This is a genomic window from Achromobacter ruhlandii (assembly GCF_902859695.1).
Lineage (GTDB): Bacteria > Pseudomonadota > Gammaproteobacteria > Burkholderiales > Burkholderiaceae_B > Achromobacter > Achromobacter ruhlandii.
In genome coordinates, this window is sequence record NZ_CADIJL010000002.1 from 1 (window position 1) to 21,512 (window position 21,512).

Sequence of the window (21,512 nt, forward strand, 5' to 3'; positions counted from 1 at the left end):
GACCAAGGCGCAAAGCAAGAGCCGGGCCGAGGCGCCCGCCGCCGCGCAGGCGGCGCCGGCCGATACGCCGGTCGAGCCGCCGGCGCCGCCCGCCGCCAAGCCCGGCGCCAATGCCGATTGCGATTGCGCCTCGCCCTATCGCGATTACCTGGCGGCCGACACGCCCGACACCCGCGCGCTGTTCAGCGCGGTGGAGGCCGGCGACGAAGCCGCGTTCAGCGCGGCCCTGGCAAAAGTGTCGCGGCCGGGGGACTACGCGCTTGAAGGCGTGCCGCTGCTGCATGCGCTGCTGATGCCGGCCGGGCAACGCGGCAAGCACGTGTATTGGGACATGCCGGCGGATGAGGCCGCGCGCCTGCGCCAGGCGTATCGCGCCGCGTTGCCGGCGCGCACCCGCATGCTGGCGTCCCTGCTGGCCACCAAGCCGGCGCTCGATGACATCACCTACGAGTCGCGCCGCCCCTCATTGCAGCTGGCGCTGCTGTATGGCTCGCCCGAGATGCTGGATATGCTGCTGGCCGCGGGCGCACGGCCCGACCAGCGCGGCGACGAGAACAAGACCCCGTTGGAATTCCTGCTCAACCGCGATTTCGAATTCGCGGTGCGCATGACCTATCTGCCCCGGCTGCCCGACCGCCAGGAAACCACCCGCATGGTGCTGGCGCTGCTCAAGGCCGGCGCCGCGCGGCCCTTCGCCTATATCGACGAGCATGCCGACGATGCCACGCGCCAGGCCTTCAAGGACGCCCAGGGCCAGCCGCGCAAGGCCGCGGACTATCTTGCCTGGGGGCCGCTGGTCGAGCTGACCGAAGGCGCCGAGGTCGTGCGCGCCCTGGCCGCCACCGGCACCCGGCCCGCCTACGACGACGGCGCCAGTCCGTTGGCGCTGGCCGCCTACACCGGCAACGCTGGCGCGGTGTCGGCGCTGGCCGAACTGGGACCGCGCACCACGCCGGACAAGGCCTACGGCGCCGCCGGCGACCTCGACCTGTGGCTGGACGCGGCCCAGGCCGCGGTGGTGGCCGGACACGGTGACATCGCCGCGCCGCTGCTGCGGGCCGGCATGCCGTTCAACCAGCGCGGCCCGCGCACCGGCACCGATCCCGCGGTGTTCGTCCGGATGGAGGCCGAGGAACGGCCCATCCTGAACCTGGCCGCCGCCAAGGGCGACACGGCAACGCTGCGGCGCCTGCTGGCGTTGGGCGCGCCCGTGGACGGCGATGCCAACGACCAATATGGCGACACGCCGCTGGCGGACGCGGTGCGGGCGCGCCAGGCCGACGCCGCGCGCGCGTTGATCGCCGGGGGCGCCAACCCGGCTGCGGTGCGCCAGGGGTACGACCGCAAGTCGGCGATCGAGCGCGCGGTGGAGGCGGATGACGCGGCGCTGCTGCGCGAGTTGCTCGCCGCCACTGCGCCCCCGGCCCTGCAGGCGCTGCTGGCCGATCCCGCGCATTCGCCGCTGGCGCTGGCCCTGCGCCAGCCCGGCAAGCAGGGCGCGGCCATGCTGCGGCAATTGGCCGATGCCGGCCTGGACTTGAAGACCCTCGATGCCGATGCCATCCGCCAGGCGCTGGACAACCGCGACACGGCGATGGCCACGTATCTGATCGACGCGGGCGTGCCGGTCAATCCGGCGCCCGCCGCCGCGTCGGACGACGCGTTCGACCGCAAGGGCGTGCCGCCGCTGCTGGTGGCGGTGACCTCTGAGCAGGCCGCGATGGTCGACGCTTTGCTGGCCAGGGGCGCCGACCCGCTCGGCCTGGCGCCGGACGGCCGCAGTACCTTGTATTGGGCCATCGGCGCCGGCGATGATGCCATGCTGGAGCGCCTGTTGCGCGCCGGCGCCAGGCTGGACGACCCGCGCCTGCCGCGCGCGCCGGCCCCCTATGCATTGTTGAACGCGGCGCTGGCCTCGGGCGACATGGCGCGGGTCGCCCGCGTGGCGCAGGGCAGCGGGCAAACGCCCGAGGCCGCCTGCCTACCGCCGGGCGGCGAGTACGTCCTGCTCGACAAGCCGGGTTATTTCGCGCAATTGCAGGCGGCCGGCTATCGCGGCGCGCACGCCGATTGCGCGCGCCAGGAAGTGGCCTTGCCGCAGCGCCTGCTGTCGGCATTGCTGCGCGACCGGCAACTGGCGGTCGCGCGTCGCGACACCGTGGTCGACGTGCTGCGGCGCGTGAAGGAAATGGGCGCCGACCTGGACGCGCCGCAGGGCGAAAGCGGCGCCACGCCGCTGGGCACGGCCATCGAGCTTGGCCGCGCCGACCTGGCCGATGCCATGCTGGCCGCCGGCGCCAAGCCGGACGCGGCCGATGCCCAGGGCCGCAGCCCCGCCTGGGTGGCGCTGGCCAGCGGCCAGCCCGACATGCTGGCGCTGCTGGCGCGGCACCAGGCGCGCTTTGACGGCGCGGCCGCGCCGTCGGGCCAGTCCTTCGGCCAGACGCTGGCCTGCCAGGCGTCGCCGGATTTCGCGGCCGCATTGCAGGCGGCCGGTGTCACGCTCAAGCAGGCCTGCCCGCGCGCGCCGGCCGCCGGCAAGACGGCCGCCAAGGCGGCCACGCGCCTCGCCGGCCATTACTACCTGCGCGGCGTGCGCGAAGTGGGCAGCGAGCTGCTGCTGTCGGCCGATGGCCGCTTCGATTATCTGATGAGCTACGGCGCCACGGACATCCAGGCTAGCGGCGCATGGCGCAGCGATGGCAAGCAGGTGATCCTGGACACGCCGCCGATCCAGCCGTTCTCGGCCATCGGCAAGGTCGGCGCGGATACGCGCGCGGCCGAGGGCGACCTGCTGACGGTGCGTGTGTATTACCAGGGCCGGCCGGTGAAGGTCGACGTGGCCATGTCGTCGGCCAGCGCCGATTACGCCGGCACGCCGAAGCAATCGGAAGGGGCGGACGGCGTCAGCGCGCCGATCGCGCCGGGTGAGCTCAAGGCGTTGGCCGTGTTCGTGCCGCTGCCTTCCGGCGCGCGCTGGCACAGCGTGGATGTGAGCAAGTCCGATATTACGGCGCGCGCCCTGCGCATTGATCTGGAGCTGCCGGAATCCGCCGGTCGCACACCGTTGCATATGACATTGGCATTGCAAGCGGACGGCGCGCTGGTGGCCACGCAGGGCAGGCGCGAGCTGCGCTATGAGAAAGAGTAGCGTTTACGCGCGCAGGGCATAAACACATGCCCGTTAACCCCGCGCCGCCGCGGGGTTAACGCGGTATCCTCGCAGAGTTGCCGATACAATTGAACGGCTTGATCGTGCACTCAACAGAAGGAACCGACACATGGCACATACTCTTCCCCCCCTGCCTTACGAACTGGACGCGCTGGCTCCGCACATCTCGAAAGAGACGCTGGAGTACCACTACGGCAAGCACCACCAGACCTACGTCACGAACCTGAACAACCTGATCCCGGGCACCGAGTTCGAGAACCTGTCGCTGGAAGACATCGTCAAGAAGTCCTCGGGTGGCATCTTCAACAACGCCGCGCAGATCTGGAACCACACCTTCTACTGGAACAGCCTGGCTCCCAAGGCCGGCGGCGCGCCGAGCGGCAAGCTGGCCGACGCCATCAATGCCAAGTGGGGCAGCTTCGACGCCTTCAAGGAAGCCTTCAACAAGTCGGCCGCCGGCAACTTCGGTTCGGGCTGGACCTGGCTGGTCAAGAAGGCCGACGGTTCCGTCGACATCGTCAACACCAGCAACGCCGCGACCCCGCTGACCACGGCCGACAAGCCGCTGCTGACCTGTGATGTCTGGGAACACGCGTACTACATCGACTACCGCAATGCCCGTCCCAAGTACCTGGAAAACTTCTGGGCCCTGGTGAACTGGGACTTCGCGGCCAAGAATTTCGCCTGATTCCGCGGCGCGCCCGGCGCGCAACGCAAGCCAGAGGCCCCTCGCGTCGCGAGGGGCCTTTTGTTTTGCGCGGTGCGGTCGAGCGTCATGCAATGCTGTATTGCATGGTCAAATTTTGTATATTGTCGAATCCATTTTGTTGAAAATGAGAATGAATCTCCCCTTCCTCCGGGCTAACCCGGGGCAGGGCTGCCGCTATTGTTGACGCAGTCTGCGGCTGAGCCACGGGGCCAACGACCGCGGCATGGCCGCCCGGTACCGTGGTGTCTGACGGAAAGGGAAGCATGTTGCGGTTTTTTTCGAGGTTGCATATCGGTGCGCGCATTGGCGTGCGCCTGTCGGGCGCGTTCCTGCTGGTGGCGCTGCTGGGTGGCACCATCGGCGCGTTCGGGGTGTGGGGGCTGGCCCGCATCAACGACATGAACGACCAGATCGCCCAGATCGAGTTTCGCGGGCTGTCCGACATCAAGGAAGCCAACATCAGCCTGATCGCCGCGGGCAGGGCGCGCAAGAGCTTCCTGCTGGCCGCCACCGACGAAGAGCGCGCGGCGCTGCGGCGCGAATTCGACCGGGATGTCCAGAACCTCGAACGCCTGCGGGCCCAGGCCGCGCAGAACTTCACGCGTGATAATGGCCAGCGCCTGCTGGCGGCCTTCGGCGAGGCCGAAACGGCCTGGAAACGGGAAGCCGCCGCCTTCTTCGACGAAGCGGCGCGCCAGCCGCTGGCGCAGCTCGATCCCGCCATCGCCGGCATCAACAAGCGCGCCGCCGATACCTCGGACAAGGCCGAACACTTGATGTCCGAACTGGCGCAGGTCAAGGAGCAGGCCGCCGACGAGGCGGTGCGGGAAGTCACCGAGCTTTACCGCAGCACTCGCCTGCTGGTGATCCTGCTGTCGGTGGCCGGCGTGGTCATCGGCCTGCTGCTGGGCTGGTGGGTGACGCGCGGCATCGTGCGGCCCCTCGGGCAAGCGGTGGAGGCCGCGCGCCGCGTCGCCAACGGCGACCTCAGCGGCAACATCCAGGTCACCTCGCGCGACGAAACCGGCGACCTGATGGCCGCGCTCAAGGCCATGAACGAGAACCTGTCGCGCATTGTGCGCGACGTGCGCGATGGCTGCGAAAGCATCGCCTCGGCCTCGTCGCAGATCGCGCAGGGCAACGCCGACCTGTCGCAGCGCACCGAAGAGCAGGCCGCGTCGCTGGAACAGACCGCGGCGTCGATGGAGCAGCTCACCAGCACGGTGCAGCAGAACGCCAGCAATGCCGGCGAAGCCGAAAAGCTCGTCACCCAGGCCTCGGCCGTGGCGGCCCGCGGCGGCGAGGTCGTCAATGTCGTGGTGCAGACCATGAGCGCGATCTCCGAAAGCTCGCGTCGCATCGCCGACATCACCAGCGTGATCGACGGTATTGCGTTCCAGACCAACATCCTGGCGCTGAATGCGGCGGTCGAGGCCGCGCGCGCCGGCGAACAGGGCCGTGGCTTCGCCGTGGTGGCGGGCGAGGTCCGCACCCTGGCGCAACGCTCGGCGGTCGCGGCCAAGGAAATCAAGGCGCTGATCGACGAATCCGTCCATCGCGTCGAAGGCGGCACGCGCCAGGCGGACGACGCCGGCAGCACCATGCGCGAGGTGGTCGACAGCGTGCGCCAGGCCGCGGTCCTGGTGCATGAAATCGCTAGCGCCTCGGCTGAGCAGTCCACCGGCATCGGCCAGGTTAACCAGGCCGTGGCGCAGATGGACACGGTGACCCAGCAGAACGCCGCGCTGGTGGAACAGGCCGCCGCCGCGGCGGGCAGCATGCAGGACCAGGCCAGCCGCCTGTCGCAGCAGGTGCGCCGCTTCAAGCTCGATGCCGGCGCGGTGTCGCTGGGCGCCGGGCCGCAGGCGCGCCTGATCCAGGCCGGACGCGCCACGCCGCATCCGCCGATCGCGGCGCCGCGCCAGGAACCCGCCGTGGCCCGCCCGGTTCTCAATCACGCGGCCGACGAGGACGACTGGTCGTCATTCTGAAGCAAGCGGCCCGTTGTGGGCTGGCCGTCAGGCGGCGATGGTAAGGTGTAGCCACGTCTGGTTCCCCCCGCGCCTCGTCGCGCGGCCTCGCTCATGCCCCTGCTTACTCCATTGCGCGGTGTCGCCACCCGCTCGCGCCACCTGCTGCGCCGCAAGCTGCGCCAAACCAATCGCCTGTCGCGCAAGAGCCTGCCGATGGCCTTGCTGCTGGGCGGCGCGGCGCTGGTGGCATTGGTGTCGCTGGGATTCGCCTATCTGGCGGACCTGGCGCTGGAATGGAACCGCGAATGGGTCGGCCGCGCTGGCTGGCTGGCGCTGCTGGTGCTGCCCTGCGCGCTGGCCGCCTTGCGCTGGGCCACCCTGCGGTTCGCGCCCAACGCCGCGGGTAGCGGCATTCCACAGGTCATCGGCGCCCTGTCGCTGCCGCCGGGCCCCAGCCAGCGCAGCCTGGTGTCGCTGGCGCAAGTGCTGTGGAAGATCCCGCTGGCCTTCTTCGGCATGCTGGCCGGCGCCTCGATCGGACGCGAAGGGCCGTCGGTGCAGGTCGGCGCCGCCGTTATGCTGGCATGGGGCGATTTCTGGAAGCGCCGCGGCCTCCAACTGCGCGGCTTCCATGCCAACGAGCTGCTTGCCGCGGGCGCGGCGGGCGGCCTGGCCGCGGCCTTCAACGCGCCGCTGGCCGGCGTCATCTTCGCCATCGAGGAACTCGGCCGCGGCACCGTGCTGCGCTGGCAGCGGCTGGTGCTGATCGGCGTGCTGGCGGCGGGCTTCCTGGTGGTCGCGGTGCAGGGCAACAACCCATACTTCGGCACCTTCGCCGGCGCGCCGCTGGCCCACGGCATGTTGTGGTGGGTGCTGATCTGCGCGGCGCTCAACGGCGCGCTGGGCGGCATCTTCGCGCGCCTGCTGGGCAAGGGGCCGGCGGCGATGGCGCCGGCCTCGTGGCGCGCCTGGATCCGGGCGCATCCCATCTGGACCGCCTTCGCCATGGGCGTGGCGCTGGCGCTGATCGGCCTGGCCACCGCCGGCAGCGTCTACGGCACCGGCTACGGCGCGGCGGCCGACCTGCTGTCGGGCGAAACCCAGCATGCGCTGCCGGCCGGCTTCGGCCTGGCCAAGCTGGCCGCCACCGTGGCCTCGTACTGGGCCGGCATCCCCGGCGGCATCTTCACGCCCGCGCTCACCACCGGCGCCGGCATCGGCCATCACATCTGGGCATTGGCGGGCGAGGGCGTGGATCAGCGGGTGCTGGTGCTGGTGTCGATGGCCGCGTTCCTGGCGGCGGCCACCCAGGCGCCGCTCACGGCCAGCGTGGTGGTGATGGAAATGACCGGCAGCCAGCCCATGCTGTTCTGGTTGCTGGTCGGATCGCTGCTGGCTTCGGGCGTGTCGCGCCAGTTCTGCCCGCAGCCGTTCTACCATCTGGCCGCCGGCCGCTTCCGGCGCCAGGCCATTGTCGAGGCCGGGCGCGCGGCACGGTCCGGGGCGTCGACGGGCGCGTCCGCCGTACGGTGAGTGAACAGCTGTTGGACACCGTCCGTGCAGCGGACATCCCGGGAATGCACCAACTTGGCGCGAAAACCGCTGCGTTAAGATCGACCGCATTCCATTTCACCACTTCAATCCGAGCATCCCATGACCGTGCATGCCTTTATCTGTGACGCGATCCGCACCCCCTTCGGCCGCTATGGCGGCGCGCTGGCTTCCGTGCGCCCCGACGACCTCGCGGCCGTCGCCATCAAGGCGCTGGTGGCGCGCAACCCCGGCGTGCGCTGGGAGGAACTGGACGACGCCATCATGGGTTGCGCCAACCAGGCCGGCGAAGACAACCGCAACGTCGCGCGCATGGCCACGCTGCTGGCGGGCCTGCCGGTCGAAGTGCCCGGCGCCACCGTCAACCGCCTGTGCGGCTCGGGCCTGGACGCCATCGGCAGCGCCGCGCGCGCCATCCGCGCCGGCGAAGCCGGCCTGATGCTGGCTGGCGGCGTCGAAAGCATGAGCCGCGCGCCGTTCGTCATGGGCAAGGCCGACAGCGCCTTCTCGCGCAGCGCCGCCATCTACGACACCACCATCGGCTGGCGCTTCATCAACAAGCTGATGAAGGCCCAGTACGGCGTCGACTCGATGCCCGAAACCGCCGAGAACGTCGCCGACGACTTCAAGATCAACCGCGAAGACCAGGACCTGTTCGCGCTGGCGAGCCAGCAGAAGACGGCCCGCGCCCAACAGGAAGGCTTCTTCGACGCCGAGATCGTGCCGGTCTCGATCGCGCAGAAGAAGGGCGACCCGATCATCGTGGCCAAGGACGAGCATCCGCGTGAAACCAGCATCGAGGCCCTGGCCAAGCTCAAGGGCGTGGTGCGCGAAGGCGGCACGGTCACGGCCGGCAACGCCTCGGGCGTGAACGACGGCGCCGCCGCGCTGTTGCTGGCTGACGAAAAGGGCGCCGCCCGCCACGGCCTGACCCCGCGCGCCCGCGTGGTCGGCATGGCCACCGCCGGTGTCGCGCCGCGCATCATGGGTATCGGCCCGGCGCCGGCCACCCGCAAGGTGCTGGCCCAGACCGGCCTGACGCTGGACCAGATGGACGTGATCGAACTGAACGAGGCGTTCGCCGCCCAGGGCCTGGCCGTGCTGCGCCAGTTGGGCATCGCCGACAACGATCCGCGCGTCAATCCCAACGGCGGCGCCATCGCCCTGGGCCACCCGCTGGGCGCCAGCGGCGCCCGCCTGGCCACCACCGCGATCAACCAGTTGCACCGCACCGGCGGCCGCTACGCGCTGTGCACCATGTGCATCGGCGTGGGCCAGGGCATCGCCCTGATCATAGAGCGCGTCTGATCTCATGCGCGGCCCGGGCCGCGCATCGCCAGGCCGGACGGCCACGCAAAAGGGAGCCCGCGGGCTCCCTTTCTCATGCCGTCACGGCCAGGCGGGTGTCGGCTCAGGGCAGGCCGTCGATCTTGCGGCCGGCCTTCATGCCGTGGCTTTCGTACCACCCCTGCGCCATTTCCAGCGCGTAGCGCACGGGCTTCTTGGAGCAGTGCGCGTCGTCGGTCTGCGGCGCCATGTCCTCGATGTTGACGATCGTGCCGTCGTCGGCGATAAAGGCGATCGACAGCGGCAGCAGCGTATTGCGCATCCAGAAACACTGCACGTCGGGTTGTTCGAAGACGAACAGCATGCCGTCGTTGCCGGCCAGTTCCTTGCGGAACATGAGCCCGTCGCGGCGGGTGGCTTCCGTATTGGCGACTTCTGCGCGGATAATATGGATACCGGCCGCCAGTTGCGTGGTGGACAGGGGCGCCTGCGGGCCGCTTTGCGCGCCGGCCGCCAGCGGCAGGGCCAGCGCGGCGGCGCCCAGCAGCGCGGTTGCCGTTGCGCGCGCTGTCGCCTGAATGAACGCTGTCTTGAACAACGTACGACCTACCTGAAACAACGCAGCATTCTTCAGCATAACCAGACGCAATAATCGCAGTAATAAGAAAATAACAAGGCGGGACCCGAAAGCCCCGCCTGATAATGGCGCAACCTTACCGTTGCGCTGTAAAGGGTAACTCAGGCAGCCGTGATATTGAGCGCCTGTTTGCCTTTGGGCCCCTGGATAATCTCGAAAGCCACTTTCTGGCCTTCCTTCAGGGTTTTAAAACCATTCATCTGGATGGACGAGAAGTGGGCGAACAGATCTTCACCGCCGTCATCGGGCGTAATGAAGCCGAAACCCTTTGCATCGTTGAACCATTTGACGGTACCCGTCGATTTGGGATTGTCCCCTTGGACGGCGGTTGCGGTCGTATCAGACATGCGGACTGCCTCATTGAATCGTATGTTGACAGAAGGGCATCGCGGCCTAGACCCCTGTCCCCCCTCCGGCCTCCTGGCAGGTTTTCGATGAGTTGAAAACCCCAGAATGCGTGGATAATGCGCCGCTTTTCTTTGCGGAGTCAAGTATGGAAACTACGCATTTCTACGTGTAATTTTGCGTAAGTTACATGCAAGCCGTCCCCTGATTAAATAGAATAGCCGCCCTATGAGTTCTACCTTGGATACCCAGCATGATTTGGTCGTCGAAAAGGCGCCGGCCCGCGTTGCGCCGCCGCCGATGTACCAGGTCCTGTTGCTCAATGACGACTACACCCCGATGGAGTTCGTCGTGAAGGTGCTGCAGAAGTTCTTCAACAAGAACCACGAAGAGGCCACGCGCATCATGTTGCAGGTGCATCACGAGGGCCGCGGGGTCTGCGGCGTCTATCCGCGCGATCTCGCCGCCACCCGGATTGCCCAGGTGGCGCAGTACGCGCGGGCGCGACAACATCCGTTGCAGTGCGTGATGGAACCGGTTTGAACTCATAAGAAAAAGCGCCGCCGCGACAGGCGGCGTTCTACTGTCAGCGTTGCAAAGCAGGAACCGCGCACCGAGAAGCGCGCGGCACTATCAGGTCGGTAGCTCCGCCGCAAAGGAGCATCGCATTCGAGTAGGCGGGGAGGTTTGCCGTGAGTGGAAAGAACAGCAAGACCTGGCTGGCGGTAGCCGGCGCGATCGTGGTGGCCGGCGCCATCGGCGTGGGCTGGTGGATGGGCAAGGGCGGACAACCGTCAGCGCCCGCGACGCCGCAGACGGCCACGCCGGCGACGTCCTCGCCGCCGCCCGTTGCGGCGGGCGGCGGCGCCAAGCCAGAGGCCTTGCCAGCCGCGGCCACCATCGGTACCGCCGATCCGTTCGCGGTCCTCAATTGCCAGCCGCGCCAGTACAACGATACGCTGGCGCTGGCGGTCACCTTCACGCAGCCGGTCGAAGCCAAGGCCGACCTGACCAAATTCCTGCAGGTCACCGACACCGGCGCCGCTTCGGGCAAGGCCGACCAGGACACCGAGCGCAGCGCCAATGGCCAGCAGCCGGCTTCGGTCCAGCCGGGCGACGCCGCGCCCAAGGGCAAGATCGTCCAGGGTAACTGGGTGGTCGGCTCCAATCCGCGCATGGTGTATTTCCCCTACGTGCAGCCGCAACGCTCGTATTCCGTGAGCGTGCGCGCGGGCTTGCCGGGCGCGGGCGACAAGGTCGCCCTGGCCAGCGCCTCGCACTGCGACGTGGTGACCGACGCCATGCCGCCTTCGTTCTATTTCGCCAGCCGCGGCGTGGTGCTGCCCGCCGGCCAGAATGGCGGCCTGCCGGTGGCGACCGTCAACATGCCCGAGGTCGACGTGCAATTCCTGCGCGTCGCGCCCGAGCGCGTGCCGGAACTGTTCGAATCGGTGCTGGGCATCGGCCGCAACACCGCCGCGTCGGACGATGACGAATCCGGCGGCTACGACGACGAAGACGGCTGGCGCTACTCGGGCAACCGCAGCCTGAAGGGTTCGGTCAGCAACTGGGACCTGGACCGCCTGAACACGCTGACCACCAGCGTCTACCAGGGCCGTTTCCTGACGGATGACAAGCCGAATCGTCGCCACGTCACCTTCCTGCCGGTCGAAGGCATCAAGGAACTGCAGGAGCCCGGCATCTATGTCGCGGTGATGAGCCAGCCCGGCCGTTTCCGCTATGAATACCAGGTCACCTATTTCTACGTCAGCGACATCGGCCTGCATGCGCGCCGCTACAGCGACCGCATCGAGGCCTATTCGGTGTCGCTCAAGAGCGGCCAGGCGATCTCCGGCGCGCTGTTCGAACTGGTGGACGGCGCCGGCAAGGTGCTGGCCAAGGCCCAGGCCGACGGCCAGGGCCACGTGCGTTTTGATGGCAGCTTCACCAACGCCCGCGTGATCCGAGCCTCGCGCGACAAGGAAATGACCGTGCTGGCGCTGGCCGAGCCGGCGCTGGACCTGTCCGAATTCGATACCGGCGGCCATATCTCCCGCCCCAACAACCTGTTCGTGTACGCCGGCCGCAACCTCTACCGCCCCGGCGAAACCTTCCATGTGTCGGTGCTGCCGCGCGACCTCGACGGCCGTGTCATGCCGCCCGCGCCGCTGACCGCCACGCTCAAGCGCCCCGACGGCCGCGTGGTCTCGACCAACCTGTGGCAGCCCGCCAAGGACCTGCAGGGCTACGTCGAGCGCGCCATCGATCTGCCGCCCGATGCCCAGACCGGCGCCTGGATGCTGGAGCTGCGCGTCGATCCCGCTTCGCGCGCGCCGGACGCATCCTGGAAGTTCCAGGTCGAGGAATTCCTGCCCGAACGCATGAAGATGGCGCTGACCTCCGACCAGGATGTGTTGTCGCCGGACGACACCCTTACCGTGGACGTGCAGGGCGACTATCTGTATGGCGCGCCCGCCGCCGGCAACCGCCTGCTGTCCAGCTTCCAGGTCAAGCGCGACCGCTATGCGCTGCCGCAGCAATGGCCCGGCTTCATCTTCGGCGACGTGGACGACGATTCGCGCCGCCATTTCGAGGAATTGCCGGAGGCCGCGCTGGATTCGACCGGCGCCGCGCAACTGGAAGTCGAACCGCGCACCGAAGGCACCCATTCGCCGATGAAGGTGCGGGTCTCGGCCAGCCTGCTGGAATCGGGCGGCCGCCCGGTGGTGCGCTCGATCGAGCGCAGTGTCTGGCCCGCCGACAAGCTGATCGCCGTGCGTCCGCAGTTCGACAATGATGTCGCCCGCGAAGGCGCGCCGGCCTCGTTCGAAGTGCTGCGCGTGGACGCGCAGGGCAAGATCGCGCCGCTGGCGCAGGCGCAGATGCGCCTGTACCGCGAGGAACGCCAGTACTACTGGCGCTTTGATGACCAGCGCGGCTGGAACAGTGGCTACACCGAAACCGAGGAACTGCTCGATTCGCGCGCGATCGCGCTGACGGACCGCAGCCAGTTCACGGTGCCGGTCAAGTGGGGCCGCTACCGCCTGGAAATCGCCGATCCGGAGACCGGCGAAACCCTGCGCTACCGCTTCTATGCGGGCTGGGACGCGCAGGACGCCGACGCCATGGGCAACCGCCCCGACCGCGTGCAGATGAAGCTGGAAGGCGTGCCGGCCAAGCCGGGGGACAGCGTCAAGCTGACCCTGACGCCGCCGCACGACGGCCAGGCGCTGATCACCGTCGAAGGCGACCGCATGCTGTGGTCGACCTGGGTGGCCGTGAAGGCGACCGGCACGCAGGTGGAAATCCCGATCGACAAGAGCTGGAAGCGCCATGACCTGTACGTGGCCGCGGCGGTGTTCCGCCCCGGCAGCGAAGGCGACCGCGTGACGCCGGCGCGCGCGCTGGGCCTGACGTTCCTGCCAATCGCCAGCGCCGACCGCAAGCTCGACGTCAAGCTGACGGCCGCCGCCAAGACCGAACCCGAGACCAAGACCACGGTCCGCGTCAAGGTCGACGGCGCCCAGGGCAAGCAGGCCATGGTGACGCTGTCGGCGGTCGACGTCGGCATCCTCAACATCAACCAGTACCGCACGCCCGATCCGCTCGACTTCTTCTTCGGCAAGCACCGCTACGCGCCCGAACTGCTGGACATGTACGGCAAGCTGATCGAGAAGATGGACGGCACCAAGGGCAAGCTGAAGTGGGGCGGCGATGCCGCCATGCGCGGCGACAGCAAGAGCCTGCCCAAGAAGGTCAAGCTGGTCGACCTGTTCTCGGGTCCGGTCAAGCTCAACGACAAGGGCGAGGCCGACATTTCCCTGGACCTGCCCGACTTCAATGGCACGCTGCGCCTGATGGCCGTCGCGTTCACCGCCGACAACTTCGGCAGCACCGACGCCGAAATGGTGGTGGCGGCGCCGATCGTGGCCGAGCTGAACACGCCGCGCTTCATCACCCCGGGCGACCAGGCCGCCATCGCGCTGGACGTGACCAACCTGAGCGGTTCCGACCAGAAGGTGACGGTCAAGCTGGAAGCGCTGGATCCGGTCGGCATCGTCGACGGCACCCGCACGGTGACGCTCAAGGACAAGCAACGCACCACGCTGCGCTTCACCGCCGGCACCACCGGTTCGTATGGCCTGGGCCTGATGCGCCTGACCGTGGACGGGCAGGGCGGTCCCAAGCCGATCCACATCGTGCGCGAATCGGTGCTGCAGGTGCAGCCCGCCTACGCGGCCGAGCGCCAGGTGCGTCGCCTGCGCCTGAATCCGGGCGAGTCCAACACGCCGCAGGCATCGTGGGTGGCCTCGTATTACCCGGATTCGACCACGGTCAGCATGACGATCTCGAACCGTCCGCCGATCAACGTCAACCGCGTGGTCGAAGGCCTGCTCAACTACCCCTATGGTTGCACCGAGCAGACCATCAGCGCGACCCTGCCGTGGGTGCTGATCGACGAAGAAGCGGCCAAGCAGTTCGGCCTCAAGCCGCGCACCCAGGCCGAGCGTGAAGCCAAGGTCGCGGGCGCCATCGGCCGCCTGTCGGGCATGCGCAACGCAGTCGGCTCCTACAACCTGTGGAGCAGTTCGTCGGCGCGCGACGTGTGGCTGACGGCCTATGCCGTGGGCTTCCTGCAGGATGCGCGCGACAAGGGCTTCACGATCCCCGAGGCCTCGCTGGACCGTTCGCGCCAGTGGCTGCTGGAGCAGGTGCAGCAGAGCAGCGGCTCGTTCGGCACGTGGTCGGCCAACCTGAAGCGCGACTTCGAGTCGGGCCGCCTGGACAGCAGCGGGCTGAACGTGCTGCGCGAGGACCACCGCCGCTTTGCCGGCCTGGCCACGGCCGCCCTGGCGCTGGCGCGCGACAAGAAGGCGCCGCTGTCCACGGTGCGCCAGCTGTTCGACAACTATCAGGACCGCGCGCGTTCGCCGCTGCCCCTGATCCAGCTGGCCGCCGCGTTCAAGCTGATGGGCGATGAAGGGCGCATGAAGAGCGCGCTCGACCTGGCCATGACGCGCGAATACGGCATCACCCGCCGCGCCAACAGCTACTACGACGACTGGCTCGGCGACTACGGCAGCGCGGTGCGCGACTATGCGCTGTCCTATGCGCTGGCCAACCAGTACGAGCTGCGCCACGACCGCGTCGAGAATCTGATGACGCAGCTGGCCGCGCGCATGGGCAACCGTTCGTACCTGTCGACCCAGGAACAGATGGCCCTGCTGATGGCCGCGCGCGCCGCCGGCGGCGACAAGTCGACCCCGTGGCAGGCCGCGCTGACCGTCAATGGCGTGCGCAAGGAGCTGGAAGGCGGCAGGTCCGACCGTACCGTGTCGCTGACCGCGGCCGAACTGGCCGGCACCCAGCTGACCAACACCGGCAGCCAGTCGCTGTTCCTCGAGTACGACATCCAGGGCAGCCCGACCACGGTGCCCGCGCCGCGCAACGACGTGATCCAGCTCAAGCGCGGCTGGTACCGTCCGGACGGCCGGCCCTGGGACGGCGGTTCGTTGCAGACCGGCGACATGCTGGTGGTGTGGGTCCAGGCCAGCGCCAACCAGAACATTCCGGATGGCCTGCTGGTGGACCGTGTCCCGGCTGGTTTCGAGGTGGAGAACCTGAACCTGTCGCAGAGCCCCGAAATGCAGGAATGGAGCATTGGCGGGCGCCGCGTGGCCGACGCGATGGCCGACCCCAACATCAAGCACCGCGAATTCCGCGATGACCGCTATGTTGCGGCGGTTTCGCTGGGCCGCGGCAAGGTGGACGTGTTCTACCTGGTGCGGGTCGTGACGCCGGGCCGTTATTCGGTGCCGTCGACGGTGGCCGAAGACATGTACCGGCCCGAGATCCGTGGCGTAGGCGAGCAATGGAGCACGGTCGAAATCCGCGATCGCAGCGCCAAGCAGCGTCCTTGAACACCGCCGCCACCCCGCCGGCGGGCGCCTCGCGCGCCCGCCGCTGGCGGCGGCGCGGACTCTTCGCGGCCAGCGTGCTTCTCGCGCTGGCCGCGTTGTTATTCGTGTTCGACCGCCTCTATCCCCTGCCTCCCATCGATTCCGGCGGCGCGGCCGTGGTGGTCGCCGCCGACGGCACGCCGCTGCGCAACTATCCCAGCCGCGACGGCATCTGGCGCTACCCGGTCAAGCCCGACCAGGTGTCGCCGCACTATCTCGATACGCTGCTGACCTACGAGGACCGCTGGTTCTACTGGCACCCCGGCGTCAATCCGGTGTCGCTGGCGCGCGCCGGCTGGCAATGGGCCACCAACCGCCGCATCGTCTCGGGCGGTTCGACCCTGACGATGCAGGTGGCCCGCCTGATCGACCCGCAGCTGGCCGGCAAGCCGTCGCGCTCGATGAGCGCCAAGCTGCGCCAGGCCTGGCGCGCGGTGCAGCTGGAAATGCATTACAGCAAGGACGAGATCCTGTCGCTGTACCTGACCCACGCGCCCATGGGCGGCATCGTCGAAGGTGTTGAAATGGGCTCGCGCCTGTGGCTGGGCAAGCCGGCGCGCGATCTCAGTCCGGCCGAGTCCGCCATGCTGACCGCCTTGCCGCAGGCCCCGTCGCGCCTGCGGCCGGACCGCCATCCCGAGGCCGCGCAGGCCGCGCGCGACAAGGTGCTGGACCGCATGGTGGAACTGGGCCGCTGGACCCCCGCCGAGGTGGCCGACGCCAAGATCGAGCAGGTGGTGGCGCCGCCGTTGCGAGCCCGCTGGCTGGCGCCGCTGGCCGCGCAGCGGCTGCTGCAGGAGGCGGGCCGGCCGCAGGCGGGGACGCGCCGCCCCGGCAGCCGTCCCCCCCTGTTGACCTCGACCCTGGACGCCGACATGCAGGCGGCGGTCGAGCGCATGCTGCTGGACCGGGTCGACAACCTGCCGCCCAAGGTCTCGATGGCGGTGCTGGTGATGGACAACGATACGCTGGAGGTCAAGGCCTACGCCGGTTCCGCCGATTTCTCCGATGATTCCCGCTACGCCCACGTGGATATGGTGCGGGGCGTGCGTTCGCCCGGCTCGACGCTGAAGCCGTTCCTGTACGCCCAGGCGCTGGACGATGGCCTGATCCACTCGGAAAGCCTGCTGATCGACGCGCCGCTGTCGTTCGGCGGCTACGCCCCGGGCAATTTCCAGGCGTCGTTCTCGGGGCCGGTCAGTGTGGCGCAGGCGCTGCAGCGCTCGCTCAACGTGCCGGCGGTGGACCTGCTGGACCGGGTCGGACCCAGCCGTTTCGCCTCGGTTATGCTGACGGGCGGGGTCTGGTTGCGCATGCCCGCCGGCGCCGAGCCGAATCTGAGCTTGATTTTGGGCGGGGGCGGCACCACATTGGAAGAACTGGTGGGGGCATATCGAGCCCTGGCCCGTGGGGGGATTTCCGGGCGTCCGCGCCTGCGGCCGGAGCAGCCCCGGGTCGAGTCCCGTATGATGAGTGCTGGCGCGGCCTGGATTGTCCGCGACATCCTGGAGGGCGGCGGCCACCCGGATCGGCCCTTTTACCAGTCGGGCAGCCCGGCCAGGCAACTGGCCTGGAAAACCGGGACGAGTTTCGGGTTCCGGGACGCCTGGGCGGTGGGGGTGACCGACAGCTGGACGATCGGCGTGTGGGTGGGCCGGCCGGACGGCACGCCCAACCCCGGGTTTTTCGGGGCGAATGTGGCGGCGCCGCTACTGCAGGATATCGTCGCGGCCCTGCCGGAAGGCGCCCAGCAAGTGCGCGTGCGGCCCGCCACGGTGCAGCCGGTCGTGACCTGCTGGCCGCTGGGCTACCGCCTGGGCAGCGTGCCGTCGGGGGAGTGCCCCGAGCAGCGCGCGGCCTGGGCCCTGAATGACACGGTGCCGCCGTCGTTTGCCGGTTATGCCGATGCCAGACAGGGGCCGTTGCGCCTGGGGGGCGTGGCCACCGGATCGGTATTGCGGCCCGTGCCTGGCAGTGCGCAGGTGGCGGTGGATGTGGATGTGCAGGGCGCCGAAGGCGAAGTTTGGTGGATGCTCGATGGTCGCGTGGTGGGTCATGCCGCGTCGGGTCGTCCGTTTAATCTGGTGCTGACGCGGGACGGACGGTATACGCTTACCGTCATGGACGCGCAAGGCCGTCATGACAGCGTGGTTTTTGAAATCGCTGGCGTTACGCCCTGATCGGCATAGAATATGAATCGTGTATTTGCCCGCTTCGATGCGTTACGGAGGAAGCGTGATTTCCCAAGAGCTTGAAGTCAGCCTGCATATGGCTTTTGTCGAGGCCCGTTCGGCCCGGCACGAATTTATTACCGTCGAGCACCTGCTGCTCGCGCTGCTCGATAACGCTTCCGCGGTTGAAGTGTTGCGCGCCTGCGCCGCCAATCTGGATGACCTGCGCCGCAACCTGCGTCAGTTCGTTTCGGAAAACACGCCGGTGATCCCCAGCGGCGCGGAAGTGGACACCCAGCCCACGCTGGGTTTCCAGCGCGTCATCCAGCGCGCGATCATGCACGTGTCCGCGGGCGGCACCGGCAAGAAGCCGGTCACCGGCGCGAACGTGCTCGTGGCCATTTTCGGCGAAAAGGATTCGCACGCCGTGTACTACCTGCAACAGCAGGGCGTGACGCGGCTGGACGTGGTGAATTTCCTGTCGCATGGCATTACCAAACAGCCACAGGTGGAGTCCGCCGCCGTGCAGAAAGAGCAGCAAACCAATGGTGAAGAACAGGGCGAATCGCGCCAGTCGCCGCTGGACCAGTATGCGACCGACCTGAACGCCGCGGCGTTGGCCGGCCGCATCGATCCGCTGATCGGTCGCGAGCACGAAGTCGAACGCGTGATCCAGGTGCTGTGCCGCCGCCGCAAGAACAACCCGCTGCTGGTCGGCGAGGCCGGCGTGGGCAAGACCGCCATCGCCGAGGGCCTGGCCTGGCGCATCACGCGCGGCGAAGTGCCCGAGATCCTGCAGGCCGCGCAAGTGTTCGCGCTGGACATGGGCGCGCTGCTGGCGGGCACCAAATACCGTGGCGATTTCGAGCAGCGCCTGAAGGGCGTGCTCAAGCAGATTCGCGGCAATCCCGACGCGATCCTGTTCATCGACGAAATCCATACGCTGATCGGCGCCGGTTCGGCTTCGGGCGGCACGCTGGACGCGTCCAACCTGCTCAAGCCGGCCCTGTCCTCGGGCCAGCTCAAGTGCATCGGCGCGACCACGTATACGGAATACCGTGGCGTCTTCGAGAAAGACCACGCGCTGTCGCGCCGCTTCCAGAAGATCGACGTGCCCGAACCCAGCGTCGAGCAGACCGTGCAGATCCTGCGCGGCCTGAAGAGCCGCTTCGAGGAACACCACAACGTCCGTTACTCCGCCGCCGCGCTGTCGGCCGCCGCGGAACTGTCGGCGCGCTTCATCAACGACCGCCACCTGCCGGACAAGGCCATCGACGTGATCGACGAGGCCGGCGCCGCGCAGCGCCTGCTGCCGCGTTCGCGCCAGAAGAAGGTGATCGGCAAGGTCGACATCGAGAACATCGTTTCCAAGATCGCGCGCATTCCGCCGCAGTCAGTCTCCAACGACGACCGCAGCAAGCTCGCCACGCTGGACCGCGACCTCAAGACCGTGGTGTTCGGCCAGGACAACGCCATCGAGGCCTTGTCCGCCGCCATCAAGATGGCGCGCTCGGGCCTGGGCAAGCCGGAAAAGCCGATCGGCGCCTTCCTGTTCTCCGGCCCCACCGGCGTCGGCAAGACCGAAGTCGCGCGCCAGCTGGCCTTCACGCTGGGCGTGGAGCTGCTGCGCTTCGACATGTCCGAATACATGGAACGCCACGCCGTTTCGCGCCTGATCGGCGCGCCGCCGGGATACGTCGGCTTCGACCAGGGCGGCCTGCTGACCGAGGCCATCACCAAGCAGCCGCACTGCGTGCTGCTGCTCGATGAAATCGAAAAGGCCCACCCGGACGTCTTCAACATCCTGCTGCAGGTCATGGACCACGGCACGCTGACGGACAACAACGGCCGCAAGGCGGACTTCCGCAACGTCATCCTCATCATGACGACGAACGCGGGCGCCGAAACCTTGAACCGTCCGTCCATCGGTTTTGCCAATTCGCGCGTGGTGGGCGACGAAATGGCGGAAATTCGCCGCATGTTCACGCCCGAGTTCCGCAACCGGCTGGACGCGATCATCCCGTTCGCGCCGCTGGACCGCGAGATCATCCTGCGCGTGGTCGACAAGTTCCTGATGCAGCTCGAAGACCAGTTGCACGAGCGCCGCGTCGAAGCCGTGTTCACCACGGCCCTGCGCGAGCACCTGGCCAAGGAAGGCTTCGATCCGCTGATGGGCGCGCGGCCGATGCAGCGCCTGATCCAGGACACCATCCGGCGCGCGCTGGCCGACGAGCTGCTGTTCGGCAAGCTGGTCGATGGCGGCACCGTCACGGTGGACCTGGACGAGGCCGGCAAGGTCACGCTGGACTTCGACGACCACGGCAAGCCGCCGTCGGCCGCGCCCGACAAGCAGGAAGTCGAGCTCGTCGAATAGGCCCATGAGTAGCGCGGAGAGCCAGCCGCTGATCGAGTGCGAACACTGCGCAAGCATCTATCGCCGACATCCGCTCGAACCTGGCGAGACCGCCAATTGCGCCCGCTGCGGCACCATACTCTGGCGCTACAGCGGGCTTACTTTGTCCAATTGGCTGGCGCTCGCCATTTCCGCCCTGATCATCTTCGGCGTGGCCAACGCCTACCCGGTCGCCTCGATGTCGGTGCAGGGCATGGTGCAGCAGGCTTCGCTGCTGGATGCCGTCGGCATCACCTGGCGCCAGGGGCATTACACCGTCGCCGTCATGACCGGGCTGGCGGGTTTCGTGCTGCCGCTGTTCCAGCTGGCGGTGCTGTTGTGGGTGCTGGGGCCCCTGTCGCGCGGCGCCGAGCCCGCGGGCTTTCGCGGCGCGATGCGACTGCTGGGCCTGCTGCGCCCGTGGTGCATGGTGCCGGTGTTCCTGCTGGGCGTGCTGGTGGCGGTGGTCAAGCTGGCCGGCATGGCGGCGGTATCGCCCGGCATCGGCCTGTTCGCCTTTGGCGTCCTTACGATTTTCCTGACCATGCTCGGCCGCCTGACGCCGCACGTGCTGTGGCGCTATGCCGAAAGCGACGGCGTGGTGCCGGTGCACGTGCCCGAGGCCGGTCCCGGTGAGGTGTTGACGGGCTGCCATGTCTGCGGGCAGGTGCAGGCGGTGTCGCGCGCCGCCGATCCCGAGGAAGATCACCATTGCGTGCGCTGCCACGCGGTGGTCCATTACCGCAAGCCCGATCACCTGAACCGCACCTGGGCGCTGTTGCTGGCCGCCGTGGTGTTCTATATTCCCGCCAACGTGCTGCCGGTGATGAAAGTCAATTCGGTGCTGGGCGACAGCGCCCACACCATCCTGGGCGGCGTGGTGGAGCTGTGGGACATGGGGTCCTGGGACATCGCGCTGATCGTCTTCATTGCCAGCGTGGCGGTGCCGCTGACCAAATTGCTGGCGCTGATCCTGTTATTGTTGACCGAACAGTGGCGCAGCACCACCAACCTGCGCCCGCGTACCCGGCTGTACCAGATGGTCGAGTTCATCGGCCAGTGGTCGATGCTGGATGTGTTCGTGGTGATCCTGCTGGCCGCCCTGGCCGATTTCAAGGGCCTGATGGAAATCAGCGCCGGCGCGGGCGCGGCGGCGTTCGGCGTGGTCGTCATCCTGACCATGCTGTCGGCCATGAGCTTCGACCTGCGTCGCAGCTGGGACCTGGAAACGGAAAGTGAATTGGACGAACCGGAACCGCCGCGGCGCCGGCACCCGGCGTCCGTCGGCGTGGAAGCGGGCTGAGTCCGGCGCCGC

At 68.2% G+C, this 21,512-nt stretch carries 12 protein-coding genes; 10 read left to right on the top strand and 2 right to left on the bottom strand.

Annotated elements, in window-relative coordinates; all coding sequences use genetic code 11:
- The 5 genes from HV742_RS02350 to pcaF form a co-directional block, all read left to right on the top strand.
- Positions 1-3,151, top strand: a 3,151-nt coding sequence (locus HV742_RS02350; RefSeq protein WP_254600917.1) for an ankyrin repeat domain-containing protein, incomplete at its 5' end; no start/stop codon positions are given.
- A 130-nt stretch (positions 3,152-3,281) separates the two neighbouring features.
- A complete protein-coding gene (gene sodB / locus HV742_RS02355; protein WP_049073101.1) occupies positions 3,282-3,860 on the top strand; it encodes a superoxide dismutase [Fe] in 579 nt (192 codons plus the stop codon).
- 284 nt (positions 3,861-4,144) lie between these two features.
- Positions 4,145-5,872 (top strand): methyl-accepting chemotaxis protein, encoded by a 1,728-nt coding sequence (locus HV742_RS02360; RefSeq protein ID WP_175144384.1) that lies wholly within the window; start codon positions 4,145-4,147, stop codon positions 5,870-5,872.
- A 93-nt stretch (positions 5,873-5,965) separates the two neighbouring features.
- Positions 5,966-7,387, top strand: coding sequence for a chloride channel protein (locus tag HV742_RS02365; protein ID WP_049073103.1), 1,422 nt, complete (start codon positions 5,966-5,968; stop codon positions 7,385-7,387).
- Between the two features lie 120 nt (positions 7,388-7,507).
- Positions 7,508-8,713, top strand: a complete 1,206-nt coding sequence (gene pcaF / locus HV742_RS02370) for a 3-oxoadipyl-CoA thiolase (protein WP_049073104.1) — start codon at positions 7,508-7,510, stop codon at positions 8,711-8,713.
- A gap of 103 nt (positions 8,714-8,816) precedes the next feature.
- On the opposite strand, the gene HV742_RS02375 is transcribed toward pcaF, so the two are convergent.
- Both HV742_RS02375 and HV742_RS02380 read right to left on the bottom strand, forming a co-directional pair.
- Complete coding sequence (locus tag HV742_RS02375; RefSeq protein WP_175144385.1) at positions 8,817-9,329, bottom strand: DUF192 domain-containing protein; 513 nt, start codon at positions 9,327-9,329, stop codon at positions 8,817-8,819.
- A gap of 101 nt (positions 9,330-9,430) precedes the next feature.
- Positions 9,431-9,676: a cold-shock protein gene (locus tag HV742_RS02380; RefSeq protein ID WP_006220277.1), complete on the bottom strand. Its 246-nt coding sequence runs from the start codon at positions 9,674-9,676 to the stop codon at positions 9,431-9,433.
- Positions 9,677-9,902: 226 nt separating this feature from the next.
- Between HV742_RS02380 and clpS the strand changes: the two genes are divergently transcribed.
- The 5 genes from clpS to HV742_RS02405 all read left to right on the top strand — a co-directional run bounded on the left by clpS (position 9,903) and on the right by HV742_RS02405 (position 21,500).
- Entirely contained in the window at positions 9,903-10,217 is a 315-nt protein-coding gene (gene clpS / locus HV742_RS02385) for an ATP-dependent Clp protease adapter ClpS (protein ID WP_049073105.1), read from the top strand.
- 149 nt (positions 10,218-10,366) lie between these two features.
- Positions 10,367-15,595 carry an alpha-2-macroglobulin family protein gene (locus HV742_RS02390; RefSeq protein WP_082707194.1) on the top strand — a complete coding sequence of 1,743 codons (5,229 nt, stop codon included), beginning with the start codon at positions 10,367-10,369 and terminating at the stop codon, positions 15,593-15,595.
- The gene (pbpC, locus tag HV742_RS02395; protein WP_175144386.1) at positions 15,592-17,814 is read left to right on the top strand and encodes a penicillin-binding protein 1C; all 2,223 of its coding nucleotides are present in this window, start codon (positions 15,592-15,594) and stop codon (positions 17,812-17,814) included. Before HV742_RS02390 ends, pbpC begins: the two co-directional genes overlap by 4 nt.
- 55 nt (positions 17,815-17,869) lie before the next feature.
- The gene (gene clpA / locus HV742_RS02400; protein WP_054415980.1) at positions 17,870-20,179 is read left to right on the top strand and encodes an ATP-dependent Clp protease ATP-binding subunit ClpA; all 2,310 of its coding nucleotides are present in this window, start codon (positions 17,870-17,872) and stop codon (positions 20,177-20,179) included.
- 4 nt (positions 20,180-20,183) lie between these two features.
- Entirely contained in the window at positions 20,184-21,500 is a 1,317-nt protein-coding gene (locus HV742_RS02405) for a PqiA/YebS family transporter subunit (RefSeq protein ID WP_175144387.1), read from the top strand.
- Positions 21,501-21,512 lie beyond the last annotated feature (12 nt).

Excerpts from the sequence above, each read along its gene's own strand:
- sodB (WP_049073101.1), top strand. The coding sequence starts at position 3,282 with ATGGCACATACTCTTCCCCCCCTGCCTTACGAACTGGACGCGCTGGCT.
- HV742_RS02360 (WP_175144384.1), top strand. The coding sequence starts at position 4,145 with ATGTTGCGGTTTTTTTCGAGGTTGCATATCGGTGCGCGCATTGGCGTG.
- HV742_RS02365 (WP_049073103.1), top strand. The coding sequence starts at position 5,966 with ATGCCCCTGCTTACTCCATTGCGCGGTGTCGCCACCCGCTCGCGCCAC.
- pcaF (WP_049073104.1), top strand. The coding sequence starts at position 7,508 with ATGACCGTGCATGCCTTTATCTGTGACGCGATCCGCACCCCCTTCGGC.
- HV742_RS02375 (WP_175144385.1), bottom strand. The coding sequence starts at position 9,329 with ATGCTGAAGAATGCTGCGTTGTTTCAGGTAGGTCGTACGTTGTTCAAG.
- HV742_RS02380 (WP_006220277.1), bottom strand. The coding sequence starts at position 9,676 with ATGTCTGATACGACCGCAACCGCCGTCCAAGGGGACAATCCCAAATCG.
- clpS (WP_049073105.1), top strand. The coding sequence starts at position 9,903 with ATGAGTTCTACCTTGGATACCCAGCATGATTTGGTCGTCGAAAAGGCG.
- HV742_RS02405 (WP_175144387.1), top strand. The coding sequence starts at position 20,184 with ATGAGTAGCGCGGAGAGCCAGCCGCTGATCGAGTGCGAACACTGCGCA.